At 54.0% G+C, this 14810-nt stretch carries 15 protein-coding genes; 5 read left to right on the top strand and 10 right to left on the bottom strand.

The annotated features are described in order from the left end of the window. Window positions 1-5: 5 nt before the first annotated feature. From NFC81_RS06695 to NFC81_RS06680, 4 genes are read right to left on the bottom strand one after another with little or no spacing between them, the layout of a single operon-like run. Window positions 6-380, bottom strand: a complete 375-nt coding sequence (locus tag NFC81_RS06695) for a DUF2069 domain-containing protein (RefSeq protein ID WP_304996754.1) — start codon at window positions 378-380, stop codon at window positions 6-8. Beyond that, window positions 377-967 (bottom strand): NAD(P)H:quinone oxidoreductase, encoded by a 591-nt coding sequence (gene wrbA / locus NFC81_RS06690; RefSeq protein ID WP_370529899.1) that lies wholly within the window; start codon window positions 965-967, stop codon window positions 377-379. The genes NFC81_RS06695 and wrbA overlap by 4 nt, the downstream gene beginning before the upstream one ends. A gap of 1 nt (window position 968) precedes the next feature. Further along, window positions 969-1319: an arsenate reductase (glutaredoxin) gene (gene arsC, locus NFC81_RS06685; protein ID WP_370529898.1), complete on the bottom strand. Its 351-nt coding sequence runs from the start codon at window positions 1317-1319 to the stop codon at window positions 969-971. A 51-nt stretch (window positions 1320-1370) separates the two neighbouring features. Continuing rightward, a complete protein-coding gene (locus NFC81_RS06680) occupies window positions 1371-2276 on the bottom strand; it encodes a MurR/RpiR family transcriptional regulator (protein WP_304996752.1) in 906 nt (301 codons plus the stop codon). 139 nt (window positions 2277-2415) lie between these two features. Here NFC81_RS06680 and NFC81_RS06675 point away from each other — a divergent pair, with 139 nt between their 5' ends. Continuing rightward, window positions 2416-3636, top strand: coding sequence for a pyridoxal phosphate-dependent aminotransferase (locus tag NFC81_RS06675; protein ID WP_304996751.1), 1221 nt, complete (start codon window positions 2416-2418; stop codon window positions 3634-3636). A 139-nt stretch (window positions 3637-3775) separates the two neighbouring features. Here the strand turns inward: NFC81_RS06675 and NFC81_RS06670 are convergent, their stop codons facing one another. Both NFC81_RS06670 and NFC81_RS06665 read right to left on the bottom strand, forming a co-directional pair. Continuing rightward, window positions 3776-5410 carry an L-lactate permease gene (locus tag NFC81_RS06670; protein ID WP_304996750.1) on the bottom strand — a complete coding sequence of 545 codons (1635 nt, stop codon included), beginning with the start codon at window positions 5408-5410 and terminating at the stop codon, window positions 3776-3778. Between the two features lie 88 nt (window positions 5411-5498). Next, complete coding sequence (locus NFC81_RS06665) at window positions 5499-6476, bottom strand: helix-turn-helix domain-containing protein (RefSeq protein ID WP_304996749.1); 978 nt, start codon at window positions 6474-6476, stop codon at window positions 5499-5501. Between the two features lie 119 nt (window positions 6477-6595). On the opposite strand from NFC81_RS06665, the gene NFC81_RS06660 reads away from it, so the two are divergent. Beyond that, entirely contained in the window at window positions 6596-8464 is a 1869-nt protein-coding gene (locus tag NFC81_RS06660) for a beta-ketoacyl synthase (RefSeq protein ID WP_304996748.1), read from the top strand. A gap of 29 nt (window positions 8465-8493) precedes the next feature. Here NFC81_RS06660 and NFC81_RS06655 read toward each other — a convergent pair whose 3' ends face one another. Both NFC81_RS06655 and NFC81_RS06650 read right to left on the bottom strand, forming a co-directional pair. Continuing rightward, window positions 8494-8985 (bottom strand): acyloxyacyl hydrolase, encoded by a 492-nt coding sequence (locus tag NFC81_RS06655; RefSeq protein WP_304996747.1) that lies wholly within the window; start codon window positions 8983-8985, stop codon window positions 8494-8496. Window positions 8986-8992: 7 nt separating this feature from the next. Next, window positions 8993-9796, bottom strand: coding sequence for a hypothetical protein (locus NFC81_RS06650; RefSeq protein ID WP_304996746.1), 804 nt, complete (start codon window positions 9794-9796; stop codon window positions 8993-8995). A gap of 103 nt (window positions 9797-9899) precedes the next feature. Between NFC81_RS06650 and NFC81_RS06645 the strand changes: the two genes are divergently transcribed. From NFC81_RS06645 to NFC81_RS06635, 3 genes are all read left to right on the top strand, one after another. Further along, the gene (locus tag NFC81_RS06645) at window positions 9900-10295 is read left to right on the top strand and encodes a DUF6165 family protein (protein WP_304996745.1); all 396 of its coding nucleotides are present in this window, start codon (window positions 9900-9902) and stop codon (window positions 10293-10295) included. Window positions 10296-10297: 2 nt separating this feature from the next. Then, the gene (gene waaC / locus NFC81_RS06640; RefSeq protein WP_304996744.1) at window positions 10298-11317 is read left to right on the top strand and encodes a lipopolysaccharide heptosyltransferase I; all 1020 of its coding nucleotides are present in this window, start codon (window positions 10298-10300) and stop codon (window positions 11315-11317) included. Window positions 11318-11430: 113 nt separating this feature from the next. Further along, complete coding sequence (locus tag NFC81_RS06635) at window positions 11431-12258, top strand: glycosyltransferase family 2 protein (protein WP_304996743.1); 828 nt, start codon at window positions 11431-11433, stop codon at window positions 12256-12258. 2 nt (window positions 12259-12260) lie between these two features. On the opposite strand, the gene NFC81_RS06630 is transcribed toward NFC81_RS06635, so the two are convergent. Beyond that, on the bottom strand, window positions 12261-13376 hold the full coding sequence (locus tag NFC81_RS06630; protein ID WP_304996742.1) for a glycosyltransferase: 1116 nt from the start codon (window positions 13374-13376) through the stop codon (window positions 12261-12263). An 18-nt stretch (window positions 13377-13394) separates the two neighbouring features. Next, on the bottom strand, window positions 13395-14759 hold the full coding sequence (locus NFC81_RS06625; RefSeq protein ID WP_304996741.1) for a phosphomannomutase CpsG: 1365 nt from the start codon (window positions 14757-14759) through the stop codon (window positions 13395-13397). Window positions 14760-14810 lie beyond the last annotated feature (51 nt).

Raw genomic sequence — 14810 nt, 5'->3', positions numbered from 1 at the left:
GCCTATTAAAGACCGCGTTTGAGCGCTCGCACCAAGTAGGCGTTACCTAAAAACAGCCCCATACTGGCCACACTCATCAACAACCCAATCCAGCGTGGTTCATCAAAAGCCGCCACGATAGTAAAAGGAATATAGAGCAAGGTGACAAAGCCGAACCAGCTAAGCTGACGCGCATTAAGGCGAATCAAAGCCGGGCAAAACAACCACAGAGGTAAGGTTTTCAGGAACCACAGCGCCATGCCGGCACCTATGACCTCAAAAGGCGTACCAACGCCGCTAGGGGCGGTAACCCACGTTTGCACGGCATACATTAAAACCAGTGCGATGTAGCTGGCCCAAGTCACTCTGAGCCATTTTTGTTGTTGCGTTATAGACATCATAAACCCGTATTGTTCCCATTTTGGAGCTGATAAGCCAAGGTGGCGAGGCGCTTGCCCTGTGCTTGTGCCAACTGAATCTCTTCGCGCGTCAGCGCTTTCTTGTCTTTGTCCCAGTGTGTTACGCCATAGGGCGTACCGCCGGACTCGGTGGTATGCAGCAACGCCTCTGTGTACGGTGTGCCCATGATCACTAGGCCATGGTGCAATAAAGGCACCATCATCGACAACAAAGTCGCTTCCTGTCCGCCGTGAAGCGACGACGTAGAAGTGAATACACAGGCCGGTTTATTCACCAAGTCCCCATTCAACCACTGTGGGGTGGTTTGCTCCCACCAATGTTTCATTGGCGCGGCCATGGTGCCAAACCGTGTTGGGCTGCCCAAGGCCAAACCGGCACAGTCGCGCAAATCTGCAACGTCAGCGGGCAAATAATCACTCTCTTCATCGGCTGTATTCAGCGATGGTACTGTGCGCAAACGCGCATCCATACCAGATACCGACTCCACACCGTGGGCCAAGTGCTGCGCCAGTTGCGCCGTTTTTCCGCCGCGACTGTAAAACAAAATCAGGATAAAGGGGTTATCCACCTTAGAGAATCTCCAATACATTTTCCGGCGGACGGCCCAGAACAGCCCCCTTAGGAGAGAAAACGACGGGGCGCTCAATCAATTTCGGGTGTTCTACCATAGCGGCCAGCAACATATCTTCATCGGCACCGGAATTGTTCAAACCCAATTCCTTAAAGATGGCCTCTTTGCTGCGCACCAATTGCTGGGCCGTCAAATTCAGCTTGCCCAATGCCGAGCGCAATTCGGTGATCGTCGGGGTATCTTCCAAATAGAGACGCACACGAGGCGTAATCCCCTTATCTTCTATTAGCTTCAACGTCTCACGCGATTTGCTGCACCGTGGATTGTGCCAGATGGTGATCGTCATCATTACTCCTTAAAAAATCACTTACAAACATGGCGGCAGGATAACACATCCGCGTTAATACTCATCGTTCAACCAACCGATGACGGCTTCGCGTTTTTCCAGCCGGGCAATCCCTTTTTTACCCAACCGCTGTGCCACCTGAATCAGCACCGTTTCCACCACCAGCAAGGTTGCAACCAAGCTGTTGGTGTAAAGCTTCCCTTGGCTTGGCACGCGCACCGCCTGCAACGCCCACTGACTCAAAGGTGAATGACTGTGGTCGGTAAACGCCAATACCGGCAAGCCCATACGATGAGCAACTTGCACCAACTTGATGGTGTCCCGACTGTAAGGCTCGGAGCCAAACACCACCAACAGGTCGCGCTCTGTCATGTCCGTCAAGGCTTGCGCCTGCCCTTCTCCCGAGGCGCCGACCACACTGACGCCATCGCGAATCAAACCCAACATGTAAGCACAGAGCGTCGCTAAACTGTGCGACTGACGACGCCCGGCAACACGTATACGCCGAGCCTTCACCAGTAACTCAACTGCCGCATCCAGCTCATTCTCACTGACCGTAGTGCGCAGCCGTTGTACCGCTTTTAACTGATCGTCGAGTAGTAACGCCGTGCTTGAAACCGCCTCTGGCGCTGCCATGGCCTTTGCCTGTTCACTGTAATAGTGTCGAGGCTTACTGACTGCATCGCGGAAAATGGCTTGAAAAGCCCCAAAGCCGCTGTAGCCCAACAAACGGGCCAAGCGCGTTAACGAGGCAGCGCTTATGTTGAGCTGGCCGGCCAACTCCACAATATTATGAGTCGCCGCTAGCGTCGGCTCGTCCAACAGTGTGCAGAGCGCATGAAACGAACGCTTGCCCATGGTCAACGTCAACTCACCTCTCTGCAATGCCGCAGGAACACGGCGCAGCTCAGTCAGCGACGAAGGCGGAAAGACAATGCTTGAGGTTGCAGGCGTTTGCATTATGAGTACCTTATGACGGTTTTACGCGACATTATGAAATTATAATTTCATTTTAAACAATAAAATGAAATTTATCCTGCCCCCCCTATCCTTAACCGCAGTACGCCATCACCCAGACAAAGACAGGCAGCGCGACCCCATGAATCTGAACCACTATCTTCGCCCCATTCAACACTCTGAAACCTTGCTGATTAACGAGCGTTCGGCCAGCCTCGCGCAAACGCGCCCAATTCACCGCTTTGGCTTTGGCCAAAGCCCTTTTCCGGTGCCGGACGCACTGCAAGCAGCCTTGCGTGAACACGCCGGTGAAAAAGCCTACCTGCCCGTACAGGGTTTACCCGCCTTGCGCCAAGCCGTGGCGCAATTTCATCGCACGCAAGACGGTGTGGATTGGCAACCCGAGCGCACGCTCATAGGCCCCGGCAGTAAATTGCTGATCTTCGCTGTCATGGCTGCATTCACACGCGCCGAAGTCCTGCTGATTTCACCCAGTTGGGTCAGCTATGAGCCGCAAGCGCATCTGGCCGGACACCCTGTACACCGGCTGCAAACCACCGCGGCCGACCACTGGCGCCTAAGCGCTGCCCAGCTGGATGCCTTTTGTCGCAGCCGAACCAACCCCGATGTACCTTTGATTTTGGTATTGAACTACCCCGGCAACCCCAGTGGCACCAGCTACAGCGCCGACGAACTGGGTGCTTTGGCGGAGGTAATGCGCGCGCACGGTGTACTGGTGATCAGCGATGAAATCTACGGCATGCTGCACCACAAAGGTGAACATCGCTCGCTGGCGCAATGGTATCCCGAAGGTACCTTGGTCACCGGAGGCTTATCAAAATGGTGTGGCGCGGGTGGCTGGCGACTGGGCGTCATGCATGTGCCTGCGGCGCTGGAAGACAGTTTATTACCGCGTTTGTTTGGTGTCGCGTCGGAGACCTGGTCGTGTGTCGCTGCACCCATACAGCATGCAGCCATCAAGGCCTACGAATACGGCCCCGACATCCAGGCTTTTGTGCAGCACCAGAGAACGCTGTTGCAAGAGATTGGCAACACCGCCGCCGACCGGCTGAACAAAGCTGGTATCGACACCGCCGCACCCGAAGGAGGGTTTTATCTCTTTCCAGATTTTGGGCGATTCCGCACGCAACTCGCCCAGCGGGGGATTAACGGATCGGACACCCTGTGTGCAGCGCTTCTAGAAGAAGCCGGTGTTGCCCTGCTCCCCGGCACCGCTTTCGGTATGCTAGAGGAAGAACTCGTCGCGCGCCTCGCCTACGTTAATTTTGACGGCAAAAACCCGGAACCCGTCTATCAGGGTATTCAGGCGATTGTTGATTGGGTTGCAAAAATACTCGAATGAGAAAAGGCGTTGCCTCTGAAAATTCCAGAGGCGAAAATCTGGCAAGGCAAAAAATCCTGAAAACGCGCAGTTTACGTAAAGTAAATGAGCAGTTTGAAGGATTTTTTAACACCGCCAGGTTGAGAAAAGGGGATTTTCTCTAGAGCAACAACCACGCCACCGAACTCGCCGCTAGTGCATAATACAACATCGGCACCAACGTAAACCGAATGATCTCCCCTTCCCGGCCCGACAAATTCACCACACTCGCGGCCGCCACCACATTCACCACACAGATCATGTTACCGGCGTTCGCACCCAACAACTGCAACGCCAATACCGTGGTCTCCGGCAACCCCACCTGGTCAGCGACCGACGCCTGAAAGGACGCAAACATCATGTTCGAGAACGTCGCCGAACCGGCAATAAACGACCCCAACGCCCCGATCATCGGCGCTACAAACAACCACTGATCCGCCAAATTACTCGCCGCCAGGGTCGCCAACTCCAACGGCATGGCTGCCAGCCCCGCAGTATTTACTCCGGATTGCAGAAAAATACGCACCATGGGTACCGCCGTCGCCAATGCAATCACTGTCGGCACCAAGGTGCGCGCACTGACCACCGTCGCACGTTGCAGCGGCCGCCAAGGCCCGGCTTGTGCACTCGACTGCACAACGGCCGCAATAGCAGCCGTCACCACAAACACCGTTCCGGGCAAATACAAGGGCGCGAGTGACGCGGAAATATCGGTGCCCAGAATGTTCTGCCACGCCACCACAACAGAATTCAGCAGAGCCTTAAGCGGCAGCGCATCAATGCGGGTCAGCACCAGTAAACCGGCGACTAAAATATACGGCGTCCAGGCACGCAACAGTGACATATGCTTGGTATGTCCCAGCGCCTCGTCTAACTGGTGGGTGGCGACCAAAGCTTTCATCGCAACGCGATCCTCAGCCGAGAAATACCACACCTTGCGGGGCGTCAGAATGCGATAGCGCGCCAGCGTGCTCATCAAGGCCAACCCCACCAACGCACCGATAATCGACGGAAATTCCGGCCCCAACAACCAGGCTACCGTATAGGCGGGCACCGTGAACGACAAACCCGCCAATATCGCAAAGGGCGCAATGGCCAGGCCCGGTAACCAGGATTTCTCCTCGCCAAAAAAGCGCGTCAAAATCAGCACCATAATCAACGGCAGAAACGACGCCACCAGAATATCAATGCCAATGGCCGTCATCGCAATGGACTGCAACTGTTCTGGCGTACTGCCCACCAGCCCCTGCCCCATCCCGACAATGACCGGTGTACCCACCGCCCCGAACGACACCGCGCTGGAATCCGCCACCAAGGCCAACACCACGGCCGCCAGAGGCGGAAACCCTAACGCCACCAGTAAAGGCGCACCGATTGCCGCCGGCGTACCGAATCCCGACGCGCCCTCTAAGAAACTGCCAAACAGCCATGCAATGATGATGACCTGCACCCGGCGGTCAGGAGAAATGTGCGAAAAACCACTGCGAATGACCTCAATAGCACCGGTTTCGCGCAGCACGTTCAACAACAGAATGGCTCCGAAGACGATCCACACAATGGACGCCGCCACCATCAAGCCTTCTAGCACCGCTGCCGACACCTGCACCAGCGGCATCTGCCACACCACCAACGCCAACACGGCCGACACCAGCAAGCTCAATGGCATCGCTTTGGTGGCAGGCAGACGCATAATAACCAGCAGCACAAAAACGCTGATGACCGGCATCGCGGCGGTAAGAAACTGCATGGACGTCATGTATTGATCTCATCATCGAGCAAATGGGAATAGCCATAGAGTATGCGGCGAACATAGCAGGTGTAAACACCTGCTCTACTCCACTGCATCAAACACTGAACTGTTTCGCCCTCACCACGTTACGGTAATCGGCGGGGGTCACCCCGGCGCGCTGGCGGAACAACTTAATAAAATACGACGCATCACTGAACCCCAACATATCGGCAATTTCCTGCACGGTTAAATTGCTCTCACGCAATAGCTCTTCGGCGCGCTGCAAACGCAACTGCAACCAATATTGCTTGGGCGACTCCCCGGTGGCCTGCACAAACCGCCGCGCCAAGGTGCGCTCGGTTAAACCCACCACAGCCGCAAGCTCGCTCACATGGAACGGCTTGTCTAACCGTTCTGCCAACCAAGCCTGCGCAGCCACAATGTCTTCATCGTCGTGCTGCAAACCGCCTAAGCGATAGAACGGCTGGTTCAACGTACGGCTGACTTCGTGCGAGAAGTGCCGCTCCACCTCACTCATGATCTCATCGTTGTACCACTGGCGCACAAAGTACAGCACCAGGTCGGTCAGCGAATTTACGCTGCCCGCACAATAGATCTCGTCGGCGTAGGTAATGGCCTGTTTCGGTTTCAGCAACACCTTGGGGTAACGACGGGCAAAGCGGCCAAAGAAATACCAGTGCGTGGTCGCTACGCGATCATCCAACAAACCACCCTCGGCCAAAAAATACACGCCTGTGCCGGCGGCGATGACCGGTTTACGCTCTGCGACCAGGCGCTGCAAAATACCAATCAACTCACCGTGGTGCGTCAACATGGGCAAAGGGTTACCCCACAACGGTGGCATAATGACCATGTCGCAGTTCAACAGCCCCTCCCAACTGCCCTGCGCTTTGAGCGTCAACCCTCCTGTCACCTCTTGGCTATCGCCGTCCTGACAGAACACGCTCAGCGACAAAGGTTCACTCGTCAGGTGCTTCAAATACGCCATTTGACTGGCTGCGTGAAGCATTTCACTGGGCAGGGTAATGCCTGTGGCCAAGGTTTTGGGCAACGCAATGAAGCCAATTCGCACAGTATCCACTCCGTAAACTGTCTATTTTGTTCTATCTTATGGCGCTTTAATCATACATTACCCATCATCATCTACACTAGTATGCAGCGCAACATGAAATCTTCCTCTCAGGAGCAGCAATGACACGTCTTCCCGTCATCGTCGGATTCGGCGGCGTAAACGCCGCAGGTCGCAGTGCGTTTCACCACGGTTACAAGCGCATGATTGAAAGCGCTTTACCCCCAGAAACCATGGCACCTACTTGGCAGAACCTTGCCACCATGATGAACCTGGACACCACCGGCGGCCTGACCCCGGAACTCATTGAAACCCTGCGTGCAGGCACCCTGATCCGCCGCATCGAGCCGGTGCACTTCGATGTCGATGCCGTGCTGTATCAACACAAGGCCGACATTCATGGCCTACATGGCGACATGGAATTCACGGCGCGCCGCAACCAACTGCCGCGTCATCTGCCGGAAAACTGGGAAGTCACCGCTGTCACCGGGCGCGAAGTCACCGTCAAAGTGACCGGCGCAACCCCTGCTCTGTTTCCTGAACACAAAAAATACCCCGTATCCAGTGCTGGCCAAGTACCCACGGGGTTCGATGCCGCCAGCATGTATCGCTCCATGCACCACCCGCGCGCCCTCACGCAAGCCGTTTACGGCGCGTCCGATGCGCTCAATTCCTTGGGCATGGATTGGTCTGAAATTCTCAAGCACATCTCGCCCGACGAAGTGTCGGTGTATGCCGGCAGCGCGTTAGGTCAGGTCGACGACAAAGGTTACGGTGGTTTGTACCAAACCGAACTGACGGGCGGTCGCACCAGCTCTAAGATGATGGCCTTGAGCCTCGGCGAAATGGCTGCGGACTTCATCAACAGTTACATGATTAACTCTGTTGGCAGCACCGGCAGCAACGTGGGCGCCTGCGCGACCTTCTTATACAACCTGCGCCAAGGCATGATCGATATTCAAAGCGGTAAAGCCCGCGCGGTCATCGTCGGCAACACCGAAGCACCGGTGAACCCTGCCATCATGGGCGGCTTTGACGTCATGGGCGCGCTGGCGAACGACGACAACTTGCGCCGCGTAGACGAACTGCCCGACGGTGCGCCCGTCGATAATCGCCGTGCCTGTCGGCCATTCTCAAGCAACGCGGGCTTCACGATGGCCGAGTCAGCGCAGTTCATTATCTTGATGGACGACGAACTGGCCCTTGCCACTGGTGCCAACATTCATGGTTCGGTGCCCGATGTATTCATCAACGCCGATGCCAACAAGAAATCCATTTCAGCACCCGGTGTGGGCAACTACATCACCATCGCCAAAGCGGCTGCGCTGGCTGAAAGCCTGCTCGGCGAAGGCGGCTTAGCGCAAACTTTCGTGCAAGCACACGGCACAGGCACACCGCAAAACCGCGTGACGGAATCACACATTCTGAACGAAGTGGCCAAATTGCATGGCGTCAACGACTGGGCGGTAACGGCCGTGAAATCGTACGTCGGCCACTCACTGGGGCCAGCCGCTGCAGACCAGATCATCGCCAGCCTGGGCGTCTGGGCGCACGGCATTATTCCTGGCATCAAAACCATTGATCACATCGCCGACGACGTGCACAACAGCAATCTGAATATCTTGATGGACCATCACGACACCGGCAGCCTGACCGCCATGCGTGGCTCTGTCATCAACTCCAAAGGTTTTGGCGGCAACAACGCCTCGGCGCTGATTTTATCGCCGGATGAAACGCTGAAGATGATGCGCAAGCGTCACGGCGATGCCGCAGTGGCAGCGTGGCAACAACGCAACGAACCCGTGGCAGAGACCGCTAAACGCAATGACGAGAACGCCATTAAGAACGGCGTGCCGATTATTTATAAATTCGGTGAGTCCGTGATGGACGAGAACGATGTGACGTTAAGCAAAGAGCAGATTACGTTGAAGGAATTCGCCAACAGTATTTCGTTAGCGAGTAAGCACCCATACGGTGATATGACCCCGTGATCATACGGCGGGTGTGAACACCCGCCGTTTTACAACCGCACGCTGTACGTGATGGTCAACGTCTCCGTACCCGGATTTTCCTCCGCTAAACTCGCATTGGACAAATGGTGATACCCCACCCCAATGCGCGTTTGGTCAGCGAATTCGTAGGCCAAATTCACCCCGGACCGAAACTGCAACCAAAAGCCCAAATCCGTATCCGCATTACCGCCGTGCAGATACAACCCCGGCGCAAAGTCCACCGACACCAAGAAGCCCGTATCTCGGGTCGAGAATTTAGACTCACGCGTAATACCAGCGAACACCACATGCGACGCATGTCTTGTGCGTATCACCCCGCCGACCGGCCGAAAATCAAAGCGCGTCCAACGCTGTGCCGCCAAATACTGCACACCATAGACCGACGCTTGGTTATCACGCGCAAAATCCGTCACACCCAAAAACACCTGTGCATCGGCACCCGGCTGCGCCGTCGCGAATCCGCCTACACACAACAACACCAACAAAACAGCCTTCTTCATATATTCCCTACCTGAATTCATACACCACCGCCGTCGACACCGCCCAGTCTTCACTCTGCTCCACCAACCCCCGGCTGACGCGCAGGCGCCCCTTAATCTGATCACCGTAGTCTACCGTGGCAGCCAGCGTGCGTCGCCGCAACGGTGAGTCGACGCCTTGAGTGAAGTCAAACCACCGGCCTTCCACACGTTCCTGGTACAGGTACTCCGTACCCAGATGCCACAGCGGCGCCGGTTGAAACCACAAAGCGAGGTTCATAATCACCACATCAGTCTGCCGCGAACGTGCATGGTCTTCAAATATGCCGGTGCCAAAATTCGCATCACCGCGCCAATCGCCCCAGTGTTTACTGAAAGCTAAAAACGCATAAAACTCCAAGGTATCGGGGCCCAATGGTGGATTCGCAGCAGGCTCAACCACACCGTAAATGAAAGTGGTGGCCGGGGTATACTGAGTTTCGTCAAACAACCCCAGCTTGGTAAAGAAGTAAGGGTCGCCCCCCGAAGTGGCCTCCGCCGTAGACGATGAGAGTGCTCGAATCACATCATGCCCGATAATTATTTCACCGCGTTCACCCAAAGGTATGTTGAACTGAACACGGGGCATGGTCAGTAGCCTGCCGTCATTGGGCAAGTTGCCAATGTTGCGCCCCTCAGCCCACTCCGCGCCGACGGCAAAAGACGTATAAGCAGGCCGATCCGCACGCCACGTCGACTGAAAAATGCCATTGGCTAACGCTAACCCAGGGCTGAGTACCAACAACCCGGCTAGCAGAGTCTTACACAGTGTGTTGTACATCATTGTTCTCATATTGCTCCTTGCCAGTGCAGCATTAATTCAAAGCGCCGCTACCCATACCACAAGGATATTTGCTAAAGTACGCGCACTTGAAACAAACGAATGGAACCACGCAATGCTGGTAGAAGCTCCTATTTCCCTTGGCGAACTGATCGACAAAATCACCATCCTTGAAATAAAGGAAGTGAACATCAGTGACGAAAGCAAACTCAAAAACGTTCGCCACGAGCTGAAGGTATTGAACGACAAGGTAGCCACCATCCTCGACACCGATGGTAAAGCCAAACTCGCACCGATGAAAGAACAACTGAAGCGCATCAACAGCGACCTTTGGAAGATTGAAGACGACATCCGTGACTGCGAGTTTGCCAAACAGTTTGACCAAACCTTTATTGACCTTGCCCGTGCCGTCTATGTCACCAACGACAAACGCGCCAACGTCAAAAAAGACATCAACCTTGCGTTCGGTTCCGAACTGGTTGAAGAAAAGTCCTACAAAGACTACCAGTAAGCATGCGCATACTGCTGATCAAGATGTCGTCCATGGGCGACATCTTTCACACCTTCCCCGCCCTGTCAGACCTGCAAACCCAACTGCCGAACGCCGAAATAGACTGGGTTGTAGAAGACGCCTTCAGCGGCATCGCAGCCTGGCACCCAGCGGTACGCAAGGTCATCCCCATTGCCTTACGCAAATGGCGCAAAGCGGGTTGGCGCACGCTGTTTACTCAGGTGCGTCAGTGGCGTGAGTCTATTCAAGAATCTGACTACGACCTGGTGATTGATGCCCAAGGCCTGCTGAAAAGTAGCCTGATCGCCCGGGTTGCGGGCGCAAAAAAACTGCACGGTTACGACAACCGTTCAGCACGCGAGCCCATCGCCACAAAGCTTTACCACCAGACGCATTACGTCAGCACAGAACAGCACGCCGTGGAACGCACACGCCAGTTGTTTGCCGCCGCCTTGGGCTATTCGCTGGACGACATGCCACTTACCTTCGGTATCCGTGCGCACTTCGCTCATATCGCCAAGGCCGAGCGCAAACTGGTGCTGATTGTTGGCACCAGCTGGAGCACCAAACTCTGGGCGTCAGAACATTGGAAAACACTGACCGCGAATGCCCTGCAACAAGGCTACGCCGTTGAAGTGATTTGGGGCAGCCCCGAAGAAAAAGCGTTGGCGGATGAAATCATCCAAGCCTGCCCACAAGCAACCTGCGCCAGCGAACGACTGTCGATACAGGCCGCGGCTGAAAAACTGGTAGAAGCCTCTGCGGTGGTAGGGTTAGATACCGGATTTGCACATTTAGCTGGCGCGTTGGAAAGCCGCACGGTTGCGCTGTACGGCGCGACCTCGCCGACCAAAGTCGGTTTGATTGGTGCGCATACCGATAACCTATCGCTGACACCCGCGTTGGATTGTATGCCGTGCCATAAACGCAGTTGCGCCAAGTTGCCCGTAGGCAGTCAGGATACCCCGCCGTGTATGCAGGGGTTGATGCCAGAGCACGTGGTGGACATGTTGCAGGTATAAATACCCGCCCTACATCACAACGGGTACCAACGTTACGTAGGGCAGGTGTTTACACCTGCCAAGATACCGCGGGTATTTATACCCGCCGGGCAAACAAAAACCGAGAAACCATCATGAACAAACCCGCAAAAATCGGTGTCGTTATCACCACCTACAACTCACCTCTTTGGCTTGAGCATGTTTTGACGGGTTATGAAAATCAAACTGATGCCGCGTTCACCACCATCGTAGCCGATGATGGCTCCGGCGCAGACACCTTAGCCGTTATCGAAAAATTCCAACAACGTGGGCGCATTCACATTCAACACGTCTGGCACGAAGACCAAGGCTTCAGAAAATGCACCATCCTGAACAAAGCCATCGCAGAGACAGATTGCGACTATTTAATTTTTACCGACGGCGACTGCATTCCCCGCAATGACTTCATCGCCGTCCATCGCGCAATGGCCGAGCCAGGCGTGTTCCTATCGGGTGGCTACATCAAACTGACTATGCCCGTTTCGGAAGTCATAGCAGAAAGCGACATAGCGGAAGGCAAGATCTTTAATTCAGATTGGCTAGTACAGCACGGCCAGCCGAGAAACCACAAGTTATGGAAACTCACATCACGCCCGTTGGTGCGTCGCTTAATGAACGCCATTACCCCCACCAAGGCGACGTGGAACGGCATGAACAGCTCAACATGGACTGCCGACATCATAGAGGCCAACGGTTTCAACGAAGACATGCAATACGGCGGTCTTGACCGTGAGCTGGGCGAACGCCTTTGGAATAAAGGCATGAAGAGCAAACAAATCCGTTACAGCGCTGTTTGTCTTCACCTAGACCACCCGCGAGGTTATGCTAAACCAGAAATCTGGGCGAAGAACAATGCCATTCGTGCCGAAGTGAAGAAAACGGGACGCATCCGCGCACAGAACGGAATCGTTAAATCAAACTAAACCTACTCATTTGAAACGCAGTCAGGAAACAGTATTTGATCAAGCTGTTTTTGAACTTTGCCTCGGCTGAAATCGTGCATCCTGATTCGCGCTGCTGTGGCAATTTCACTGTTTGCAGTCGCTTGAATCATGTTTTTTGCCAGCGATTCACAGTCACCCATAGGACTCAGATAACCCCAGCGACCATCTCCTAGAATGTCAGATACCGCCCCCGGGCAATCAACCGCGACAACCGGAGTACCGCAAATCATCGCTTCCGCCAAAACGTTAGGAAATCCTTCCCTACTTGAAGACAACACAAAAACGTCGGCCGCCTTTAACCATGGATAGGGGTTAATCTGAAACGGGTGGATAGCAGCAACACCACTCAACCCCAATCGATGAATCTCACTTTCGAGACGCTCTTTTTGATTGCCCTCCCCCACTATCACCAACCTTAAGCTGGCATCTTGAGCAAAGGCCTTCGCAAAGGCTTGAATCAACATTTGCTGGTTTTTCTGACTGTGTAAGCGGCCAACATTGAGCACAACTTTCAAAGAGGGGTCTTTGAACCAATCAGGCAGCTCTGCTAGCTCTTGTGCTCTCTCATCAATGTATTCTATGTCAAAGGGATTACCGACCACCATCTGAGGTATATCTTGTGCAACTTTCATCTTACTCAGTTGCTTCAGTGCATCTTGTGAATTCGAAATTAAAAAGTCTGCATTTCTATAAGCCATTCGCAAACGAAGCTTCGTCTTCACTCGTTTCAGTCGATTTAAAGCTGCCAGTGACTCAAACGTATTTCCTTCTCGCATGACCAAACGATAGTTCTTGTTGAAATAACAACTCAGTCCAACGATGTAATTCGACTTCCTAAGCATTGCGAAAACCACTTCGGGCTGAAGCTTTTTTAATAACTTAGATGTCTTCAGGTACGGGCGATGTCCGACCATACAGAAGACACCCACGCGCGCGCTCAACAAATTCCTTAGTGGCCCTTCATCTCGCAGCACTACCATACTGACATCTACGCCCAAGCCCGCATAGTAATTCGCTTGGTTTATTGCCTGTCGCTCTGCACCTCCACCTTTAAAACTCGGTGTGATAATGACAAGCTTTTTTCCTTCGATACTCAATGAACTGTCCCTATCAACTTACTGGCACAAAATAGCCAGAATCTCGTCCGTCTTTTCTTGCATCAGTTTTTCGTTCGCTCGCGTCTCCAGGTTCAAACGCACCACCGGCTCGGTGTTCGACTTACGCAGATTAAAGCGCCACTCAGGGAACTCCAGCGACACACCATCAACAGACTCTTCACCGATCGCGTCTGCCTTAAAGGCTTCGTATACACGCGCAATCGCCGCGTCCGCGTCGTCTACTTTGCTGTTGATCTCACCCGGCGAAGGGCAAGCAGACATACGCTCACTCACCAGCTCAGACAGGCTCTGCCCTTTTTTGCTCAGCAAATCCACCACCAGCAACCAAGGAATCATCCCACTGTCGCAATAGGCGAAGTCACGGAAATAATGGTGCGCACTCATCTCGCCACCGTACACCGCGTCTTCTTTGCGCATCATTTCTTTGATGAACGCATGGCCCGTTTTCGACTGCATCGCACGGCCACCGTTGATCTCACAGATGTCCTTCGTGTTCCACACCAAACGCGGGTCATGAATGATGGTTGCACCGGGGTTTTTCACCAAAAACGCCTCGGCCAACAACCCAACAACGTAATAACCTTCGATAAACCGGCCATCCGCATCCCACAGGAAACAGCGGTCAAAATCGCCGTCCCATGCAATCCCCATGTCCGCTTTGTGCTCACGCACCGCATTACCGGTTACCGGCTGCTGTTCTTTCAAAATGGGGTTAGGAATACCATTGGGGAAGGTGCCATCAGGCGTGTTGTACAATTTCACAAATTCGATAGGAATATTGCGCTCTTTAAACGCCAGTTCGATGCGATCAACCGTGTGGCAAGCAGCGCCGTTACCCGCGTTCATCACCAGCTTCATCGGTTTAATGTCACGCCAATCCAAATAGGTCAGCAGGTGATCGACATAGGGGCCAGAGTTGTCCAGCTTGGTCAATACACCCTTTTTTGTAGACTCGGTGAACTGATTCTTCTCTGCCAGAGCCTTGATGTCCAACAGGCCCGAATCGTTACTCAAAGGGCGAGAGCCCTCCCGCACCATTTTCAAGCCGTTGTAATCAATCGGGTTGTGACTGGCGGTAACCATCACGCCACCGTCCAATTCCAGAAACTTGGTGGCAAAGTACACTTCTTCGGTACCAATCAGCCCCAAGTCGATTACATCAACACCGGAATCCATCAGCCCACGGGCCAAAGCCATTTTTAAGGTTTCAGACGTTAACCGAACATCCCCACCCACACAGACCTTCTTTGGCTTGAGAAATTCAGCGTAAGCGCGACCGATGCGGTACACGATCTCTTCGTTCAGTTCTGTACCGAGTTTGCCGCGAATGTCATAGGCCTGAAAGCAGGTCAGGTTAGTCATAATGATTCTTCCATCTTGATGTTATGTATCACCGTGCACAGCACATGATAG

This window comes from Salinispirillum sp. LH 10-3-1, from assembly GCF_030643825.1.
GTDB lineage: Bacteria > Pseudomonadota > Gammaproteobacteria > Pseudomonadales > Natronospirillaceae > Salinispirillum.
The sequence above is the reverse complement of the archived record's forward strand: the minus strand, read 5'-3'. Positions and strand labels throughout refer to the sequence as shown.

Coding starts and splice junctions, on each gene's coding strand:
- NFC81_RS06695 (WP_304996754.1), bottom strand. CDS start 380: ATGATGTCTATAACGCAACAACAAAAATGGCTCAGAGTGACTTGGGCC.
- arsC (WP_370529898.1), bottom strand. CDS start 1,319: ATGATGACGATCACCATCTGGCACAATCCACGGTGCAGCAAATCGCGT.
- NFC81_RS06680 (WP_304996752.1), bottom strand. CDS start 2,276: ATGCAAACGCCTGCAACCTCAAGCATTGTCTTTCCGCCTTCGTCGCTG.
- NFC81_RS06675 (WP_304996751.1), top strand. CDS start 2,416: ATGAATCTGAACCACTATCTTCGCCCCATTCAACACTCTGAAACCTTG.
- NFC81_RS06670 (WP_304996750.1), bottom strand. CDS start 5,410: ATGACGTCCATGCAGTTTCTTACCGCCGCGATGCCGGTCATCAGCGTT.
- NFC81_RS06660 (WP_304996748.1), top strand. CDS start 6,596: ATGACACGTCTTCCCGTCATCGTCGGATTCGGCGGCGTAAACGCCGCA.
- NFC81_RS06655 (WP_304996747.1), bottom strand. CDS start 8,985: ATGAAGAAGGCTGTTTTGTTGGTGTTGTTGTGTGTAGGCGGATTCGCG.
- NFC81_RS06650 (WP_304996746.1), bottom strand. CDS start 9,796: ATGAGAACAATGATGTACAACACACTGTGTAAGACTCTGCTAGCCGGG.
- NFC81_RS06645 (WP_304996745.1), top strand. CDS start 9,900: ATGCTGGTAGAAGCTCCTATTTCCCTTGGCGAACTGATCGACAAAATC.
- waaC (WP_304996744.1), top strand. CDS start 10,298: ATGCGCATACTGCTGATCAAGATGTCGTCCATGGGCGACATCTTTCAC.
- NFC81_RS06635 (WP_304996743.1), top strand. CDS start 11,431: ATGAACAAACCCGCAAAAATCGGTGTCGTTATCACCACCTACAACTCA.
- NFC81_RS06625 (WP_304996741.1), bottom strand. CDS start 14,759: ATGACTAACCTGACCTGCTTTCAGGCCTATGACATTCGCGGCAAACTC.